The 15,379-nt window shown below is 62.6% G+C and carries 15 protein-coding genes; 8 read left to right on the top strand and 7 right to left on the bottom strand.

The window, feature by feature from the left end:
* Positions 1-10: 10 nt before the first annotated feature.
* The 6 genes from SB659_RS05335 to SB659_RS05310 are packed head-to-tail and all read right to left on the bottom strand — an operon-like array spanning position 11 to position 4,376.
* Positions 11-244, bottom strand: a complete 234-nt coding sequence (locus SB659_RS05335; protein ID WP_284976720.1) for a tautomerase family protein — start codon at positions 242-244, stop codon at positions 11-13.
* Between the two features lie 11 nt (positions 245-255).
* Entirely contained in the window at positions 256-1,743 is a 1,488-nt protein-coding gene (locus SB659_RS05330) for an aldehyde dehydrogenase (RefSeq protein WP_410549728.1), read from the bottom strand.
* Entirely contained in the window at positions 1,733-2,482 is a 750-nt protein-coding gene (locus SB659_RS05325; RefSeq protein ID WP_284976722.1) for an alpha/beta fold hydrolase, read from the bottom strand. The genes SB659_RS05330 and SB659_RS05325 overlap by 11 nt, the downstream gene beginning before the upstream one ends.
* A 1-nt stretch (position 2,483) precedes the next feature.
* Positions 2,484-3,038, bottom strand: coding sequence for an amino acid synthesis family protein (locus tag SB659_RS05320; RefSeq protein ID WP_284976723.1), 555 nt, complete (start codon positions 3,036-3,038; stop codon positions 2,484-2,486).
* Positions 3,035-3,646 (bottom strand): amino acid synthesis family protein, encoded by a 612-nt coding sequence (locus SB659_RS05315; protein ID WP_284976724.1) that lies wholly within the window; start codon positions 3,644-3,646, stop codon positions 3,035-3,037. The genes SB659_RS05320 and SB659_RS05315 overlap by 4 nt, the downstream gene beginning before the upstream one ends.
* A 49-nt stretch (positions 3,647-3,695) precedes the next feature.
* Positions 3,696-4,376: a GntR family transcriptional regulator gene (locus SB659_RS05310; protein WP_284976725.1), complete on the bottom strand. Its 681-nt coding sequence runs from the start codon at positions 4,374-4,376 to the stop codon at positions 3,696-3,698.
* Between the two features lie 140 nt (positions 4,377-4,516).
* Between SB659_RS05310 and SB659_RS05305 the strand changes: the two genes are divergently transcribed.
* The 5 genes from SB659_RS05305 to SB659_RS05285 all read left to right on the top strand — a co-directional run bounded on the left by SB659_RS05305 (position 4,517) and on the right by SB659_RS05285 (position 9,672).
* Positions 4,517-5,455, top strand: a complete 939-nt coding sequence (locus tag SB659_RS05305) for a flavin reductase (RefSeq protein WP_284976726.1) — start codon at positions 4,517-4,519, stop codon at positions 5,453-5,455.
* Between the two features lie 104 nt (positions 5,456-5,559).
* The gene (locus tag SB659_RS05300; RefSeq protein ID WP_284976727.1) at positions 5,560-6,990 is read left to right on the top strand and encodes a purine-cytosine permease family protein; all 1,431 of its coding nucleotides are present in this window, start codon (positions 5,560-5,562) and stop codon (positions 6,988-6,990) included.
* On the top strand, positions 6,987-7,571 hold the full coding sequence (locus SB659_RS05295; RefSeq protein WP_410549727.1) for a cysteine hydrolase family protein: 585 nt from the start codon (positions 6,987-6,989) through the stop codon (positions 7,569-7,571). Before SB659_RS05300 ends, SB659_RS05295 begins: the two co-directional genes overlap by 4 nt.
* A gap of 25 nt (positions 7,572-7,596) precedes the next feature.
* Positions 7,597-8,070, top strand: a complete 474-nt coding sequence (locus SB659_RS05290) for an NUDIX domain-containing protein (RefSeq protein WP_284978513.1) — start codon at positions 7,597-7,599, stop codon at positions 8,068-8,070.
* A 129-nt stretch (positions 8,071-8,199) separates the two neighbouring features.
* Entirely contained in the window at positions 8,200-9,672 is a 1,473-nt protein-coding gene (locus SB659_RS05285) for an NAD-dependent succinate-semialdehyde dehydrogenase (protein WP_410549862.1), read from the top strand.
* Here the strand turns inward: SB659_RS05285 and SB659_RS05280 are convergent.
* Positions 9,652-9,855: a hypothetical protein gene (locus SB659_RS05280; RefSeq protein WP_284980373.1), complete on the bottom strand. Its 204-nt coding sequence runs from the start codon at positions 9,853-9,855 to the stop codon at positions 9,652-9,654. The genes SB659_RS05285 and SB659_RS05280 overlap by 21 nt on opposite strands.
* Positions 9,856-10,166: 311 nt before the next feature.
* Between SB659_RS05280 and SB659_RS05275 the strand changes: the two genes are divergently transcribed.
* The 3 genes from SB659_RS05275 to SB659_RS05265 all read left to right on the top strand — a co-directional run bounded on the left by SB659_RS05275 (position 10,167) and on the right by SB659_RS05265 (position 15,273).
* On the top strand, positions 10,167-11,315 hold the full coding sequence (locus SB659_RS05275) for a glutathione-independent formaldehyde dehydrogenase (protein WP_284976731.1): 1,149 nt from the start codon (positions 10,167-10,169) through the stop codon (positions 11,313-11,315).
* Between the two features lie 1,451 nt (positions 11,316-12,766).
* Entirely contained in the window at positions 12,767-14,275 is a 1,509-nt protein-coding gene (locus tag SB659_RS05270; RefSeq protein WP_410549726.1) for a glycoside hydrolase family 32 protein, read from the top strand.
* On the top strand, positions 14,275-15,273 hold the full coding sequence (locus tag SB659_RS05265; protein ID WP_410549725.1) for an aldo/keto reductase family protein: 999 nt from the start codon (positions 14,275-14,277) through the stop codon (positions 15,271-15,273). Before SB659_RS05270 ends, SB659_RS05265 begins: the two co-directional genes overlap by 1 nt.
* The last annotated feature ends 106 nt before the right edge of the window (positions 15,274-15,379 follow it).

Raw genomic sequence — 15,379 nt, 5'->3', positions numbered from 1 at the left:
CTGCGGCGGTTTACGCCTGGGCGTGATTGGTGGCAGTTGCCGGTTGGGTGGCTGCCTGGTTGCGTTCGGCGATGGTCTGGTTGCCGCGGGACCAGTGTTCGTGGTCGATTTCGCGGATGATAACGGTGGTGTTTTCCGGTACAGCGCCGACGGCTTTTTCGGCCGCGAGGTGCAGCTCGTTAATCAGGGCGCGGAGCTGTTCCGGGCTGCGGCCCCGTGCGATGGATACTTCGATGAGTGGCATTGGAAATTCCTTTAGCTGCGCATGATGAACGGGTCAGAGACAGGGCCTTCGTCGGTGTTGATCCAGACGCTCTTGAGCCGGGTGTATTCGTGCATGGACTCGAGTCCGTGTTCGATGCCGACACCGGAGTTCTTGAACCCCTGACGGGGTGACATCGGGGACATGGCGCGGTACGTGTTGACCCAGACGGTGCCGGCTTCCAGCCGGCGTGCCATCCGGTGCGCCCGTGCCAGGTTCTGTGTCCAGATTCCGGCGGCGAGCCCGTATTCGGTGTCGTTGGCAAGGCCCACGACCTCGTCTTCGGAGTCGAAGGGCATGATCGCGGCGACCGGGCCGAAAATCTCTTCCCGAACAACGCGCATGGAGTTGTTGACGTCGGTCAGGACTGTGGGTGAGAAGAAGTAGCCGGGGAGGTCGGTGTCAGGGCGTTTGCCTCCGGTCCGTACGGTGGCGCCTTCGGAGACGCCTAGGTCCACGTACGAGCTGACCTTCTCCAGCTGCGCGCCGAAAGCGAGCGGACCGAGTTCGGTGGTGGCGAGCCGCGGGTCACCGATGATGATGGATGCCGCGCGTTCGGCGACGCGTTCAACAAGTTCGTCGTAGACGCTGCGGTGGGCGAAGACCCGGCTGCCGGCGATGCAGGTCTGTCCTGCAGCCGCGAAGATCCCGGCAATGACGCCCATGGCGGCGTTGGATATGTCCGCGTCCTCGAAGACGATGTTGGGGCTCTTGCCACCAAGCTCAAGGGTGGAGCCGATGAAGCGGGATGCGGTCTCCGCGGCGATTCGCGCCCCGGTCTGGGTGGATCCAGTAAAAGAAATCTTTGCTAGGTCGCGGTGGCTGACCAAGGCGGCGCCGGCTTCCTGCCCGAAGCCCGTGACCACGTTGACCACACCGTCCGGGAACCCGGCCTGGGAGGCGAGTTCAGCGACGCGGAGGATCGTCCGGGACGTGTATTCGCTGGGCTTGATGACCACGGTGTTGCCGCCGGCCAGGGCTGGAGCAAGCTTGGAGGTGGTCAGCGTCAGCGGCGAGTTCCAGGGCGTGATGGCTCCGACGACGCCGAGGGGTTCTCGCTGCGTGTAGTTCAGCATCGTGATGGAGTTGGTGGGGATTTGGCTGCCCTGAACTTTGTCGGCAAGCCCGGCGTAGTAGTACAGGTACTCGGGCAGGGAGGCGAGCTGGCCCCGCATTTCCCGCAGGAGCTTGCCGTTGTCGAGGGTTTCCATCTCGGCGAGCTCATCGGCGTGCTCACCGATCAGGTCACCGAGGCGGCGGAGGAGATGGCCGCGCTTGGTTGCCGTGAGGTCGCGCCACAAGGGGGATTCAAACGCGTCCTTGGCTGCTGCCACGGCACGGCGGACGTCTTCCTCGGTTCCCCTTGCTGCCTGATACAGCACTTCGAGTGTGGCGGGGTTGGTGCTGGGGAAGTATTCCCCGCCAGCGGGAGCAGTCCAGGTGCCCCCGATGAAGTGGTCGTAGCGGAGTTCAACGGACATCGGAATGCTCCTTGATAAAGGCGGTCAGCGTGTGGGCGAGCTCCTGGGGTCGCTCGACCGGCATCATGTGACGTGCGCCGGGGATGATGGAGTAGGTGCAGCCGGGGATGGCCGCGGCAAGCCGTGCGCTCATCTCCGGGGTCGAGCCCGGGTCCAGTTCGCCTGTCACGGCGTGGGCGGGTACAGAGATGTGAGGTAGTTCGGGTGCGATGTCAGCGTCGCCGGCGGCAAATACCCGGTAGCAGGCCAGGAAGGACTTCGGGTCGTTCTTCTGCAATACCGCACGTGTTGCTTCGACCAGTTCCGCCGGAACGTTGGATCCCTCGGGATACCAGCGTTGGATGGATGCCTCGATCGTTGCCGGGAAGTCCGATTGCGCGGAGGCCAACCTGACCATGACGGCGGCGTGCTCCTGCGGCGTACGGGTACACACGGATGCCACTGAGACGAGGCTGGCGACCAAATCAGGGCGGAACCGGGCGAGGTGCTGCGCCACGAGGGCGCCGAGCGAGAACCCCACCAGATGGGTATTCGGTTCGAGCTGTTCGGCGATGTCCGCCGCGAGCCGGGCAAGTGTGATTCCTTCGGGTGCCGGCGGACGGTGGCCGTGTCCAAGGAGTTCAAGTACCTGGACGTCGTATTCCGGTTCCAGGAATTCACGAAGGGGATTCCACATCGATCCGTCCAGTCCCACCCCGTGGATCAGTGTGACACGCTCGCGGCTCACGGCGGTTGACACCTCAGTTCTTTTCGGTGGAGAAGGCTGCCAGGCGTTGCTGGGGCCGGCCCTGGGCAGCGGCGGCGAGGGCGATCACGATTTCATCGGCATGTGGCGCATCATTGATGCGGATTTCGATGCTCTGGTGGTGGGAGCGGATGGTCGCGTCGGTGATGTGCTTGAGCGGGATGTCGAAGATAACACCGGCGGGGCCGCGCTTTTCGACGGCTGGAAGAAGCGTGGTGGCGTTCGCGGCGTCCCGGAAGTGGTTGCCGAACGCGAGGGTGTGAATAAGCCCGGATCCGTGCTCGATTTCGCCGTTGAGCCCGACGATGGCTGCTTTGCCGTACGCTTCGGCGGGCGCGCCGAGGGCTTCCAGTACGCGGGGGGCGAGCAGGGCGCCGAGGTCGGAGGCGTGTGCGTCGATGCCTTCGGAGAGGTCTTCAACGAAGCCCTGGCCGGCCCAGGGGTTCTTGACGATGGCTGCGACCACCGCGACGCGGGCGGCGGGACTGACTTCCCGGCCCCCTTCGGTGAGGATGTCTTCAGTGACGGTGACGATTTTTCGGATGCTCATGGAACAAGTTCTCCTAGCGTTTCTGCTTTGACGATTGGATCGGTGAGACGGTCACCGATGCGGGAGTGGGGCCGGGGGCCTGTTGAGGCCCCGACAACGACGACGATCTCGTCCGGGCGGGGTGCGTCACTGACGCGGGTGGTAATGGTTTGGTAGTGGGTCCGTGTTGCTGCCGCGTTCTTGTGCCACAGCGGAACGACGAGCGAGGATCCGGCATCGGCGCGGTCGTCGGCGAAGCAGATGATCGACTCGCCTTCGAAAAATTCACGCACCAGGTTGCCGAAGAAAGGGGTGTGAATGAGCGCCGCGCCATGTTCGATTTCGCCGTCGGTCCCGACGATCGCCGCTTTGCCGAACGCCTGGATCGCTTCCACGCCGCCGAGGTTGGCGGCAAGCACATCGGTGAGCTTGCGTGCCAAGACGGGGGCGAGCCGGACTACTTCGGCGCCGAGGTCATCGGTAGGCTTTCCACCCAGCCAAGGGTTGGTGACCACTGCCGCTGCCGTGGCGCGGACTGCCGGCTTGGCCGGGGAGAGACCGTTCTCGCTCAGGATTTCTTCGCTGTAGTAGACGATTTTGCGGATGCCGAATCTTTGGTCGTTCATCATTCGGTCTCATCATTCATGGAGAAGCGCATGGCTTCCTTTCGTGGTGGGTTTAACGCCGGGGGTCCGTTGCCGGGTCGCTCAGCGCCTCTCTCGAAGAGGCATGAACGTGGTTCCTCATGGCAGATTCGGCTCCGAAGGGGTCTTTGTGTTCGATCATTTCCAGGACTGCGCGGTGTTCCCGCGTGGAAGCTTCGAGCCGGCCGGGATGTTCAACCGTGCGCAGGACCAGCCGCTGGTAGGCGAGTTGGTTCATGAGCCGCTCGTAATGCTCCACGAGCTTGGTGTTGTCCGAACCCCGGACGATGGTCCAGTGGAACTCGTGGACGAGCCGCGCGTACGCGTCGGTGTCATGCGTAAGCGAGGCCATTTCCGATTCTTCAAGATTCCGCCGCAAAACAGCCAGTTCCGCGACCTCCCCTCGGCGGGCCAGCAGGGATGCCGCGAGCCCCTCCATGGATTCCTTGAGCTGGAAGAGCTCGATGATCTCCCTGCGCGTGGGCTCCCGTACAAAGGTGCCAACCTTCGGGCGGATCTCCACTAGACCTTCGTGCTGAAGCTGCTTCAACGCTTCCCGGATCGGCGTCCGGCTTACATCGAACTCCTGAGCCAGGAAAGCTTCCGGCAGGACCGCCCCGGGAGGGAAGTCGCCTCCCAGAACAAGCCGGCGGATCCGATACAGGAGGCCGTCCTGTTCGGCCGCCTCCCCTACTGTTACGAGATCATCTTGCATACATGAAAGCATATGTTGCATACATGAAGAGCGTCAACACTTCTTCTGAATCCGTTGGAAAACTGCCTAAAACCGGGAGTTTCCGCGAATTAGTTCGATCCTCTTGACCTTCTCTTGTGAGCTGCATTACCGTAATTGGTATGCAACAGACCTTGGAACCACTTATTACATCGGCGTGGCTGGCAGCCTGGGACAAGGGTGACTTAGAAGCCCTGGACAGCTTGGTAGCCCCCGGTTACACGCGTACCAGCAAGGCAACGGGCGCAACCGTTGACCTTACCGGCCTTAAGTCAGAGATCTCGGCGGTCCGGGAAGCTTTTCCCGACCTGCGCACTACGGTCGATGACGTCGTCGAAGGAGATGGCACCGTTGCCGTTTTCTGGACCTCCACCGGCACCCACACCAACGAATACCTCGGAGTACCCCCGACGGGACTTACCGTCCAGACCCGCGGCTCGAACATCCTCACGCTGGAAAACGGGAAGATCCTTACGGAGTCGGTGACCTGGGACGGCAGCGAACTGCTTGCCGGCTTGGGCATCAGGCCCTTGCGCGGCATCGCCGCACCGGCGGCCTCCGACGGCGGGGACTTCCCCGAACTGGACCCGGATCTGATGAAGTCCTTCAACCGGCAGTTCATCACCGGGGTCACGGTCGTCACCACGAAGGAAGGGGAGACGCCCAAGGGGCTGGCCGCGAACTCTTACTGCTCCGTTTCGCTCGAACCACCGCTGGTGCTCGTCTGCGTCCAGAAGACCTCGAGCACTTACTCTGCCCTCTTCTCCTCAAGCCACCTGGGCATCAACATCCTTGGCACTGAACAGCTGGACACAGTCAAGGTTTTCGCTTCCAAAGCACCCAACAAGTTCGCCGAACTCGACTGGCACCAAGGACCCAACGGGAGCCCTCTGCTGGACGGCTCCGCAGCTTCCCTGGAAGCAGAAATCCAGGAACGCTTCCAGGCCAAGACCCACACCGTTTTTATCTGCCGGGTCCGCCACGCCGAAACCAGCGACACCACCCCGATGGTTTACAAGGCCGGACGGTTTTTCGACGGCGCTGAACTCGCCGAACTCTAAAAAGGCCGGCGGGGCTGGCCACCATCCGACAGGCACCAGCCGCGCCGACCCAATCTGCTCGTAAGCAGCGCACCAAAGGTGCGCCTTCCACATTAGGACATAAGATGAGCCCTGACACCATGCGTGCCGGTGAAGACAGCGTCGCCGAAGACCGCGGCTACCGCAACAGCCTCACCAAAATCGAGCCCTACGGCATCGAACACATCCCCGACGTCGAACGCCACGGGAAACCCCGCTCCCAGTTCTTCCTCTGGTTCGCCGCAGGGATGAACTTCCCCATCGTCGTCCTGGGCTTCAGCGCCACCTACTTTGGGCTGCCCTTCTGGGCCGCGGCGTTGGCCATCATCCTTGCCGGGGTGACCTCCTCAGCAGGAATGGGGTACCTGTCACAGATGGGAGTCCGGCTCGGAGTCCCGCAGCAAATGCAAGGCCGCGGACCACTTGGCTTCATCGGCAACCTCTTCCCGGTCGCCTACGTGAATGTCTTCGCCGGCATCGGCTGGGCTGCCGTCACCGTCATTCTCGGCGGCAAGGCTATCTCCCTGCTCACCGACATTCCTTTCTGGCTTTCCTCGCTGGCCCTCATGGGAATCCAGCTTGGCGTTGCCGTGATCGGCTATAACCTGATCCACTTCCTGCAGCGGATCCTCTCCTTTGTCCTGGTAATCGGATTCGTCTTCATCACCGTGGTTGCCGCCGCCAACGGACGAGTCGAAACAGACTTCAACGTCGCCGCCAAGGGCTTTGATGGTGTCGGTGGGTGGATCATCTTCTTCGGCTGGTTCTTCTCCTTCATCGTCGCCTGGATGCCCTTCGCCTCCGACTACTCCCGCTACCTCCCCAACACCGCAGGGAACCGGCGCGGCGCCGGCTGGGCCACCATGCTCGGCAACTTCGTCACCCTCGTCTGGATGGGCATCCTCGGGACCCTCCTGGGCACCACGACCACAGCGTCCGACAGCATCGGCGCCCTCAAAGAGCTCATGGGGCCCTGGGCCGCCGTCGGCCTCGGCGTCGTCGCACTATCTTCCTTTACCCAGAACTTCCTCAACGTCTACGGCGGCGCCATCTCCATCCAAACGATGGGCGTACCGGTCAAGCGGCACACCGCAGTTATCTTCATCTGCATCGCCTCCTACCTGGTGGCCCAGTGGGGCCAGACAGGATTCAACGAAGGCTTCACCGCCTTCCTGAACCTGACCGCCTACTGCATCGCCCCCTACGTCGCCGTCCTGGTCTGCGACTACCTGTTCGGCGGCCGACGCACCGACCGCGGCCTGCGGGAACTTTTTGACAAGTCCCGCAAATTCGAGTGGGGCTTCGTGGCCTGGGCCGCCGGCGTCGTCCTTTCCTCCCCCTTCTGGATGTCCTCCATCTATACCGGCCCCATCGCCGCAGCCTTCCCGGGGATCGGTGACCTTTCCTACTACGTCGGAGCCGCCGTCGCGGTCGGTGTTTACTTCGCCACCCACCGGCGTCAGCGCCTCTCCGGCCACGAGATGCTGGACCGCACCCCCGCCGGACAAACGCTGTGACCGGCGCCCCTCGCCCCGGCATGGCCAGGCTCGTCGTCATCGACATGCAGCGGGTCTTCCAGGACGAGGGGCAATGGCAGGTTCCCCGCTACGACGAGATCGTGCCGGTTATCGAACGGCTCCAGCGCGAATGCGGATCCAGCGCCGTGTTCACCCGCTTCATCCGGGACGAGGCCGAACACGGCGCTTGGGCCGCTTACTACCAGCGCTGGAACGAGATGCGATACCCAGCCGATTCCAACGCCTGGGACATCACCTTGGATGTCCGAGGCGGGGCAACGGTAGTTGACGCGTCGACGTTCTCCAAGTGGGGGCCACAGCTGGCAGCCCTCGTCCCGGAAGGGACGGAAATGATCCTGACCGGAGTAGCCACTGACTGCTGCGTCCTGTCCACTGCGCTTGGCGCCATTGACGCCGGACGTTTCGTCACCGTCATTTCCGATGCCTGCGCCGCCGTCACCGATCAAGCCCAGCAACAAACGCTGGCCCTCCTTGACCTCCTCTCACCGATGTGTGAAGTGATGACCAGCGACCAGTTCCTCACCCGTACAGTGCGCAACACCCACTACTCCCACCCGTGAAAACCTGCAACATCCGGAGCACCACATGAGCGCCCTGACACTGCCAACGACGGTCCGCGAGGACCCCAATCCCACCAACAGACTCCCCCGAGAAGTTATCGCGGCCGTCGTTCAGTGGCGCGGGCGGATCGCTCTCTTCAAGCGCAGCCAGTCCGTGGGACACGAACGCGGTCTCTGGCACTGCATCACCGGGTACCTCGAGCCGGACGTGAGCCCGGAACAACAAGCACTGACCGAGATCGAGGAAGAAGCAGGACTCACGCGAGATGACCTCGCCGATTTTCAACGCGGAGAACAACTCCTGATCCCCGACCACGAGGGAAACCCCTGGCTGGTGCACACCTTCACCGCGACAACCACCCGCCGCAGACTGACCATCAACGACGAACACGACACCTACCGCTGGAGCATCCCCTCCAAAATCAGCCGTTTCTCCAACCGAGTCCCCTGGCTGGACGCCGTCATCGAGGCAGCACCACACCGGACAGGAGAACCATGACCTCCAAGAGGTTCCCGCGTGGTCCATCTCCACTTCCAGCCATCCCCGCCATGAACCCAGCCGGTTGAACTCTCAGACACCCGAGCTACGCATAGTAAGGAGCCCCACGTGGCCGAAAACGTGACTTTGATGATTGACCGCGAAACCGAACTGCTCGCGTCTGTTCCCACTGGCCTGCTGATCAACGGCGACTGGGTGGAGGCGTCCGACGGCGGCACGTTCGATGTGCACGATCCCGCCACCGGGCAGGTGCTCGCCACCCTCGCTTCCGCCACCAGCGAAGACGCGGTCGCGGCGCTGGACGCAGCGGACGCCGCCCAGGCCTCCTGGGCACGCACCGCGCCCCGGGTACGGTCCGAGATCCTCCGCCGTGCCTTTGACCTCGTGACTGAGCGGGCGGAGGACTTCGCCCTCCTGATGACGCTCGAGATGGGCAAACCGTTGGCCGAAGCCCGCGGCGAGGTCACCTACGGCGCCGAGTTCCTGCGCTGGTTCTCCGAAGAAACAGTCCGCGACTACGGCCGCTACCTCACCACCCCCGAAGGCAAAAACAAGATCCTGGTCCAGCACAAACCCGTGGGCCCCTGCCTGCTCATCACGCCGTGGAACTTCCCCCTCGCCATGGCCACCCGCAAGGTCGCACCCGCCGTCGCCGCCGGCTGCACCATGGTCCTCAAACCCGCCAAGCTCACCCCACTCACGGCCCAGTACTTCGCCCAGACCATGCTCGACGCCGGCCTGCCCGCCGGGGTCCTGAACGTCGTCGCCTCCTCTTCCGCCTCCGGGATCTCCGCGCCGCTGCTCGCGGACCCGCGCCTGCGCAAGGTCTCCTTCACCGGCTCCACCCAGGTCGGCAAGCGCCTGATGGCCGACGCCGCGCACAACGTCCTCCGCACCTCAATGGAGCTCGGCGGGAACGCCCCGTTCATCGTGTTCGAGGACGCCGACCTCGATGCCGCCGTCGAGGGGGCCATGGCGGCGAAAATGCGGAACATGGGCGAGGCCTGCACCGCAGCCAACCGGTTCCTCGTCCACGAATCCGTCGCCCAGGAGTTCACCCGCAAGTTCGCCGCAGCCATGAGCGCCCTGACCACCGGCCGGGGCACCGAACCGGACACCCAGGTCGGCCCGCTCATCGACGCCGGCGCCCGCGACGACGTCCACGCCCTGGTATCAGCGGCCGTGGAGGCCGGAGCCGTGGCCGTGACCGGCGGCGCACCCGTGGACGGGCCGGGGTACTTCTACCAGCCCACCGTCCTGGCCGACGTGCCCAACGACGCAGCGATCCTGGGTCAGGAAATCTTCGGCCCCGTCGCCCCCGTCACCACCTTCACCACCGAAGAAGACGCCATCCGTCTCGCCAACGCATCCGAGTACGGGCTCGCGTCCTACCTCTACAGCCGCGACTTCAACCGCCTCCTGCGGGTCGCGGAGCAAATCGAGTTCGGAATGGTCGGCTTCAACGCCGGCGTCATCTCCAACGCCGCAGCACCCTTCGGCGGCGTCAAGCAATCAGGCCTCGGCCGCGAAGGCGGCACCGAAGGCATCGCCGAATACACAACCACCCAATACATCGGCATCTCAGACCCATACGCGCAGTAGCGGCGCGACACTGGCCCAACCCCAAACGGTGGACCCCGGATAACCGGGGTCCATCAGCACCGTCTGGCCCATCCCGACTTCGGCGCGAACAACTTGTTCGCCGTCGCCGTCTGTCCTGCGCACCACTTCGAAGCCAATCCCGGTCATCCAACCAAGGGCTGCAGCATCAACTCGACCGGGCACTTTCCGACGCTTTCGGCTAACCCCTCGACATCTATGCTAAGTGTGCTTACTATTGGGGCTCAACGAGTTTCTCGTTCGCGTACAGACCCACCAGCTACGGTTTCCCGTCAAGCCCCGGGTCTGAAATCCTCCGCCTCCCAACACTTCCGGGAGTGCCTACAGAACCCTTGTTCCCCGTGTACCCGACCGCCCAAGCCAGGCGTTTCAGCGCCCCGGCGTCTTTCCGGCGCCTACTTCCAGCGCTTTGTAACGCCTCGGGGCGTTTGCTCCTGCATGGCCTGATCGGCATGGGATATAGAAAAGAGCGGAAAATGAAGGCAGTAGTTTACAAAGGACCGAAAGACGTCAGCGTCGAGGACGTACCGGATGCCAAAATTGAGCACCCCGCCGATGTGCTGGTGCGAATCACTTCGGCAAATATCTGCGGTTCAGACCTGCACATGTACGAGGGCCGCACCAGCTTCGAAACCGGACGCTCCTTCGGGCACGAGAACCTCGGTGAAGTCGTCGAGACCGGCTCCGGGGTGAGCAAAGTAAAAGTTGGCGACCGTGTTGTGCTGCCGTTCAACATAGCCTGCGGATTCTGTAAAAACTGCGAACGGGGTTTCACCAATTACTGCCTGACCATGCAGCCAGAGCCCAAGCTCGCCGGCGCAGCTTACGGGTTTGCGGACATGGGTCCGTATCAGGGAGGGCAGGCGGAGTACCTGCGCGTGCCCTACGGTGACTTCAATTGCCTCCGCCTGGGCGAGGACTCCGTGGAGAAGGAACTCGACTACGTAATGCTCGCCGATATTTTCCCCACAGGCTGGCATGCCACCGAGCTGGCCGGGGTATACCCGGGCGACTCTGTCGTTATCTACGGCGCAGGACCGGTCGGGCTCATGGCCGCGTACTCGGCCATTATTAAAGGCGCCGGAAAAGTCATGGTGGTGGACCGCCAAAGCGACCGTTTGGAGCTCGCGGAACAAATCGGCGCGATCCCGGTGGATGACTCAAAGGTAGACCCTGTCGAGTTCGTCAAGGACCAGACCATGGGGTTCGGGGCTGACCGGGGTTGTGAATGCGTTGGCTACCAGGCGCACGACCCGAGCGGAAACGAACAGCCCAACGTCACCCTGAACCGCCTTGTGGACTCTGTCCGGTTCGTCGGTGGCCTGGGCGTCGTTGGCGTGTTCCTGCCGCAGGACCCCGGGGCTCCCGACAAACTGGCACAGCAAGGCCAGGTTGCTTTCGACTACGGAAACTACTGGTTTAAGGGACAAACGATGGGGTCGGGGCAATGCCCAGTCAAGAAATACAACCGTGCCCTGCGCGACCTGATCGCCGGCGGTAAGGCCAGCCCATCCTTCATCGTCAGCCACGAACTGCCGCTGGACCAGGCTCCCGAGGGCTACCGGAACTTCGATAACCGTGAAGACGGCTGGACCAAAGTGGTCCTGCATCCGGCCGGCGCCTGAGCAGGCCCGGACAGGAGGCTTTTGAGGTCGAGACGAGCAATCTTGTCCTTCGCCGCTCACGTCGCTTGTGTCTCTGGGCGCGTGGGATGCAACCCCCTCACGTGAGTGGTTTCACCTCCAGCCCGAGCAGACCGATTCGGAGCCGCACGAGTCTTACAACCATGTAGCGCAACCGGGTGCTTTCATGCCCGCAGCCATCGAGTTGTGAGACAGAGGTTTGGCCCTACTATGCGAGGAGCTTGCATAGTAAGGCCAATCCCCAAGTCGACGTCTTATGCCCCCCAAAACGGCGTCAGGTTGGGCTCATTTCACAGAAATCTTGCGGTCACTCCAGAGTTAAGTGCCCACAGTGGGCACACCCGTTCTGACCCGACAGAAAGCAGCTTCGGCGCCGGCGTGGGAACCGAAAACTTCCTGGCCTGTACCTGCAGAACGGAAAGCCTCCCCGGTCATGTCGTACTAATTCCCCCGCCCATGAACAGCCGCAGCCCGACTCAGACCTACTGAACAGAAGAAGGAACAGCATGAGCCCAGTTTCAGCGACAGCGGCGCGCACACCAGCCTGCCACTGAAACTGCTCCCCCCACCTAAACTGATCAGGCCGTACCCGGAGGCTAGGCACCAGCTCGGGCTCCCAATCAGAGGCACCTGTCAAGCGTTGTCGACGCGCTAAAGCAAAACCCTCTCCGCAGAGGGGGTCTTTCTGTGCCCGAGGCGGGACTCGACCGGGATTCCAGGCCTTGAGAACACTGGAAAATCGCGGACAGGCCCGGAATCCAGCCCAGTCCCGCACCGAACCGGACAGCCGACTCCAAGAAAGCGCTTCAGCAGCTCGGTGTCATGCTCACCACAAATGCAGGGCATTAAGTGAGCTCACGCTGGCCCACGTGGCGCTGAAGACCCAACTCAGGCCCCCTGCAACAAAAGCGGAGACTTGGCCGTATGTTCCGACACCGAGCCTGAACCGTCCGCCGCCCCGTGCTTTGCGACTTATGTGGCTACAGGACGGCTGCAAACGGCAGCACGTCCACAGCCTGCCGAAGTCCGATGTCGGCGTTCCAGCTGAAGGCAGCACAGGCGCCGGCCCGCTCGTCCTGCGCGACAGGGGCCATACGGAAGACCGGATGCTTCCGGCCCCCGCTTGGGAGTCCGGCTCAAAAACTTCTACTGCAACGGCTTTGCACAATGCGCTCGTGACCTCGACCTAAAAACCCTTTGACACCGAAAAGGTAACGCGAGTAAACTAGATCACGCAGCTCAAGTAACGCGGGTTACTAGAATGGTCCACGAATCCTTCCGTGAGGTGCGTCCAATGCTGATGAACCCATGAGCTATTGATCCCTGAAACACCCACGCGGCGCAGCCTGCCTGAGTCCGGGCTACTCCTTCACGCCAACGCATGCCTCCTCCACGGGTCCGCGGACCTCACGTACGGCCATGAAACGAGAACAATGAACAGTGTCACTTCCACCCTTGAGGCCTTCAGGCCGGCCATGCACTTTGCCGCACGGAACACTTGGCTTAACGATCCGAACGGACTGGTCTTCCACGAGGGCGTCTACCATCTCTACTACCAGAACAACCCCTTCGGAAACGTCCACAGCAACATGTCCTGGGGCCATGCCACCTCCACCGACCTCGTTAGCTGGAAAGAACAACCAGTAGCAATCCCCTGCGATGAGACCGAGGAGATATTCTCGGGCAGCGTCGTGGTGGACACCGACAACACCAGCGGATTCGGCGCAGACGGGAAAGCTCCTTTGGTGGCCATCTACACGAGCGCGTACAAACCGGGTTCCCTGCATGAAGGCACGCAGGCCCAGTCCATCGCCTGGAGCACCGACGGCGGTTACACCTGGTCCAAGTACGCTGACAACCCTGTCCTAACAAGAAATTCCCCGGAATTCCGGGATCCCAAGGTCTTTCGCTACAACGGCCCGGCAGGCAGCTACTGGGTCATGGTGGCAGTCGAAGCACACGACTTCACTGTCCTGCTCTATCGCTCGGCGGACCTCAAGAACTGGGAATACCTCAGCACTTTCGGCCCTGCCAACGGCACCGGTGGAATCTGGGAATGCCCGGACCTCTTTGAGCTGCCGCTGGACGGTGATGCCGCGGCCATGAAATGGGTCCTAACGGTAAACATGAACCCCGGGGGCCCGAACGGCGGGTCGGCCGGGCAGTACTTTGTGGGAACCTTCGACGGCGTCACCTTCAGCTCTGAGACCAGCCTCACCGAAGGAATGCAGGACGCCGAACGCGTAACTGACTACCAGTGGCTGGACTGGGGGCGTGACTACTACGCCGCCGTCTCGTTCAGCAATGTCCCGGACGGCCGGAGGCTGATGATTGGTTGGATGAACAACTGGCAGTACGCCAACCACATACCGACCTCGCCCTGGCGCAGCCCCATGAGCTTGGTCCGGGATGTGTCCCTCGTTTCCGTGAACAGACAACCCCGGCTCGCGCAGCAAGCCGTGCCGGAACTGAGAGCAACTTCGCAACCCGGTCGCGTGACGAGGATGACCGTAGACGGGCCCGTACCGGTTGAGGGCGGTGCGGCAGTTCAGCTTATTGACATCGCCTTCACGCCCGGTGACGCCGAGGAATTCGGTCTTGTTGTCAGGGGGTCAGCGGACGGCACGGTTGGGACACGGGTCGGGATCCGCCCCGGCAGCGGAGAACTGATCGTGGACCGCACCAACTCCGGCGACACCGGTTTCCACGAAGCCTTTTCCTCCACCAGCCGCGCCCCGATTACCACAGGACCGGACAGCAGCTACACCCTGCAGATCTTCGTTGATCACTGTTCGGTGGAAGTCTTCGCCAACGCCGGGCTCGTTACCGTGACCGAACTGATTTTCCCGGATCCTACCCAAACATCCCTCACCCTCTACTCCAACGGCGGGACGGCCAACGCTGCATTCCAACTTATCGACTTGGGAAAGGACAAGCCCTGATGGAACACCGCAAGCTGGGCTCCTCCGGCCTGTACATCAGCGAAATCGCCTACGGAAACTGGTTCACCCACGGTGAGCAGATCGACCAGGCCGCAGCTACGCAATGCGTCAAACAGGCACTGGATTTAGGTATCACCACCTTCGACACCGCCGATGCGTATGCCGGAACCCGTGCCGAAGAAGCCTTGGGCGAGGCGCTCAAAGGAACACGTCGTGAAAGCGTCGAGATTTTCACCAAGGCCTACTTCCCGACCGGGAAGGGCCGGAACGATCGCGGCCTGTCCCGCAAACACCTCATGGAATCCATCAACTCATCGCTGCGTCGGCTCCAAACCGACTACGTCGATCTCTACCAGGCCCACAGGTACGACTACGAGACCCCGCTGGAAGAGACCATGCAGGCCTTCGCCGATATCGTCAGGGCGGGAAAAGCGCATTACATCGGGGTGTCAGAGTGGAGGACGGAGGAGATCCGGTCCGGCGTTGCCCTTGCCAAGGAACTTGGCGTCCAGCTCATCTCCAACCAGCCACAGTATTCCATGCTCTGGCGCGTCATCGAACAGGAGATCGTTCCCCTGAGTGAGGAATTGGGCATCGGCCAGATCTGCTGGTCTCCACTTGCCCAGGGAGTCCTCACAGGAAAGTACGCCCCCGGAGCGGCGGCTCCGCCAGGCTCGCGCTTCCGGGGCAAGGACGGCGAGCTCAAGAGTAACAACCGCTTTCTCAGCGAGGACATCCTCGCCCGCGTCCAGAAACTGAAGCCCCTGGCCGAAGAGACCGGACTGTCCATGGCGGCCTTCGCCGTAGCCTGGGTCCTGCAAAACCCCAACGTCTCAGCGGCCATTGTCGGAGCATCCCGGCCCGACCAGCTCGTCGACAACGTCCAGGCCGCAGGAGTTAAGCTCGACCCTGAACTGCTCCAGAGAATCGATGACATCCTCGGCCCCGTCGTCGAAAGAGACCCGGACAAAGTCGAATCCTTCAAGAACCGTCCCTGAACCGCGCTGGGAGCCCTGCGGGGGCAGCGCTGGGCGTTCAGGCTTAACCCCTCTGTCCGGGCCGCTGCCCAGCACACCGCACGCAATCCGAACTCGCCGCATCGAC

The organism is Arthrobacter sp. SIMBA_036 (assembly GCF_046535135.1).
Classification (GTDB): domain Bacteria; phylum Actinomycetota; class Actinomycetes; order Actinomycetales; family Micrococcaceae; genus Arthrobacter.
The sequence above is the reverse complement of the archived record's forward strand: the minus strand, read 5'-3'. Positions and strand labels throughout refer to the sequence as shown.

Bases quoted from the DNA above. Each gene is read 5' to 3' on its own strand.
- SB659_RS05335 (WP_284976720.1), bottom strand. From the start codon at position 244: ATGCCACTCATCGAAGTATCCATCGCACGGGGCCGCAGCCCGGAACAG.
- SB659_RS05330 (WP_410549728.1), bottom strand. From the start codon at position 1,743: ATGTCCGTTGAACTCCGCTACGACCACTTCATCGGGGGCACCTGGACT.
- SB659_RS05320 (WP_284976723.1), bottom strand. From the start codon at position 3,038: ATGAGCATCCGAAAAATCGTCACCGTCACTGAAGACATCCTCACCGAA.
- SB659_RS05315 (WP_284976724.1), bottom strand. From the start codon at position 3,646: ATGATGAACGACCAAAGATTCGGCATCCGCAAAATCGTCTACTACAGC.
- SB659_RS05310 (WP_284976725.1), bottom strand. From the start codon at position 4,376: ATGCAAGATGATCTCGTAACAGTAGGGGAGGCGGCCGAACAGGACGGC.
- SB659_RS05305 (WP_284976726.1), top strand. From the start codon at position 4,517: ATGCAACAGACCTTGGAACCACTTATTACATCGGCGTGGCTGGCAGCC.
- SB659_RS05300 (WP_284976727.1), top strand. From the start codon at position 5,560: ATGAGCCCTGACACCATGCGTGCCGGTGAAGACAGCGTCGCCGAAGAC.
- SB659_RS05290 (WP_284978513.1), top strand. From the start codon at position 7,597: ATGAGCGCCCTGACACTGCCAACGACGGTCCGCGAGGACCCCAATCCC.
- SB659_RS05285 (WP_410549862.1), top strand. From the start codon at position 8,200: ATGATTGACCGCGAAACCGAACTGCTCGCGTCTGTTCCCACTGGCCTG.
- SB659_RS05275 (WP_284976731.1), top strand. From the start codon at position 10,167: ATGAAGGCAGTAGTTTACAAAGGACCGAAAGACGTCAGCGTCGAGGAC.
- SB659_RS05270 (WP_410549726.1), top strand. From the start codon at position 12,767: ATGAACAGTGTCACTTCCACCCTTGAGGCCTTCAGGCCGGCCATGCAC.
- SB659_RS05265 (WP_410549725.1), top strand. From the start codon at position 14,275: ATGGAACACCGCAAGCTGGGCTCCTCCGGCCTGTACATCAGCGAAATC.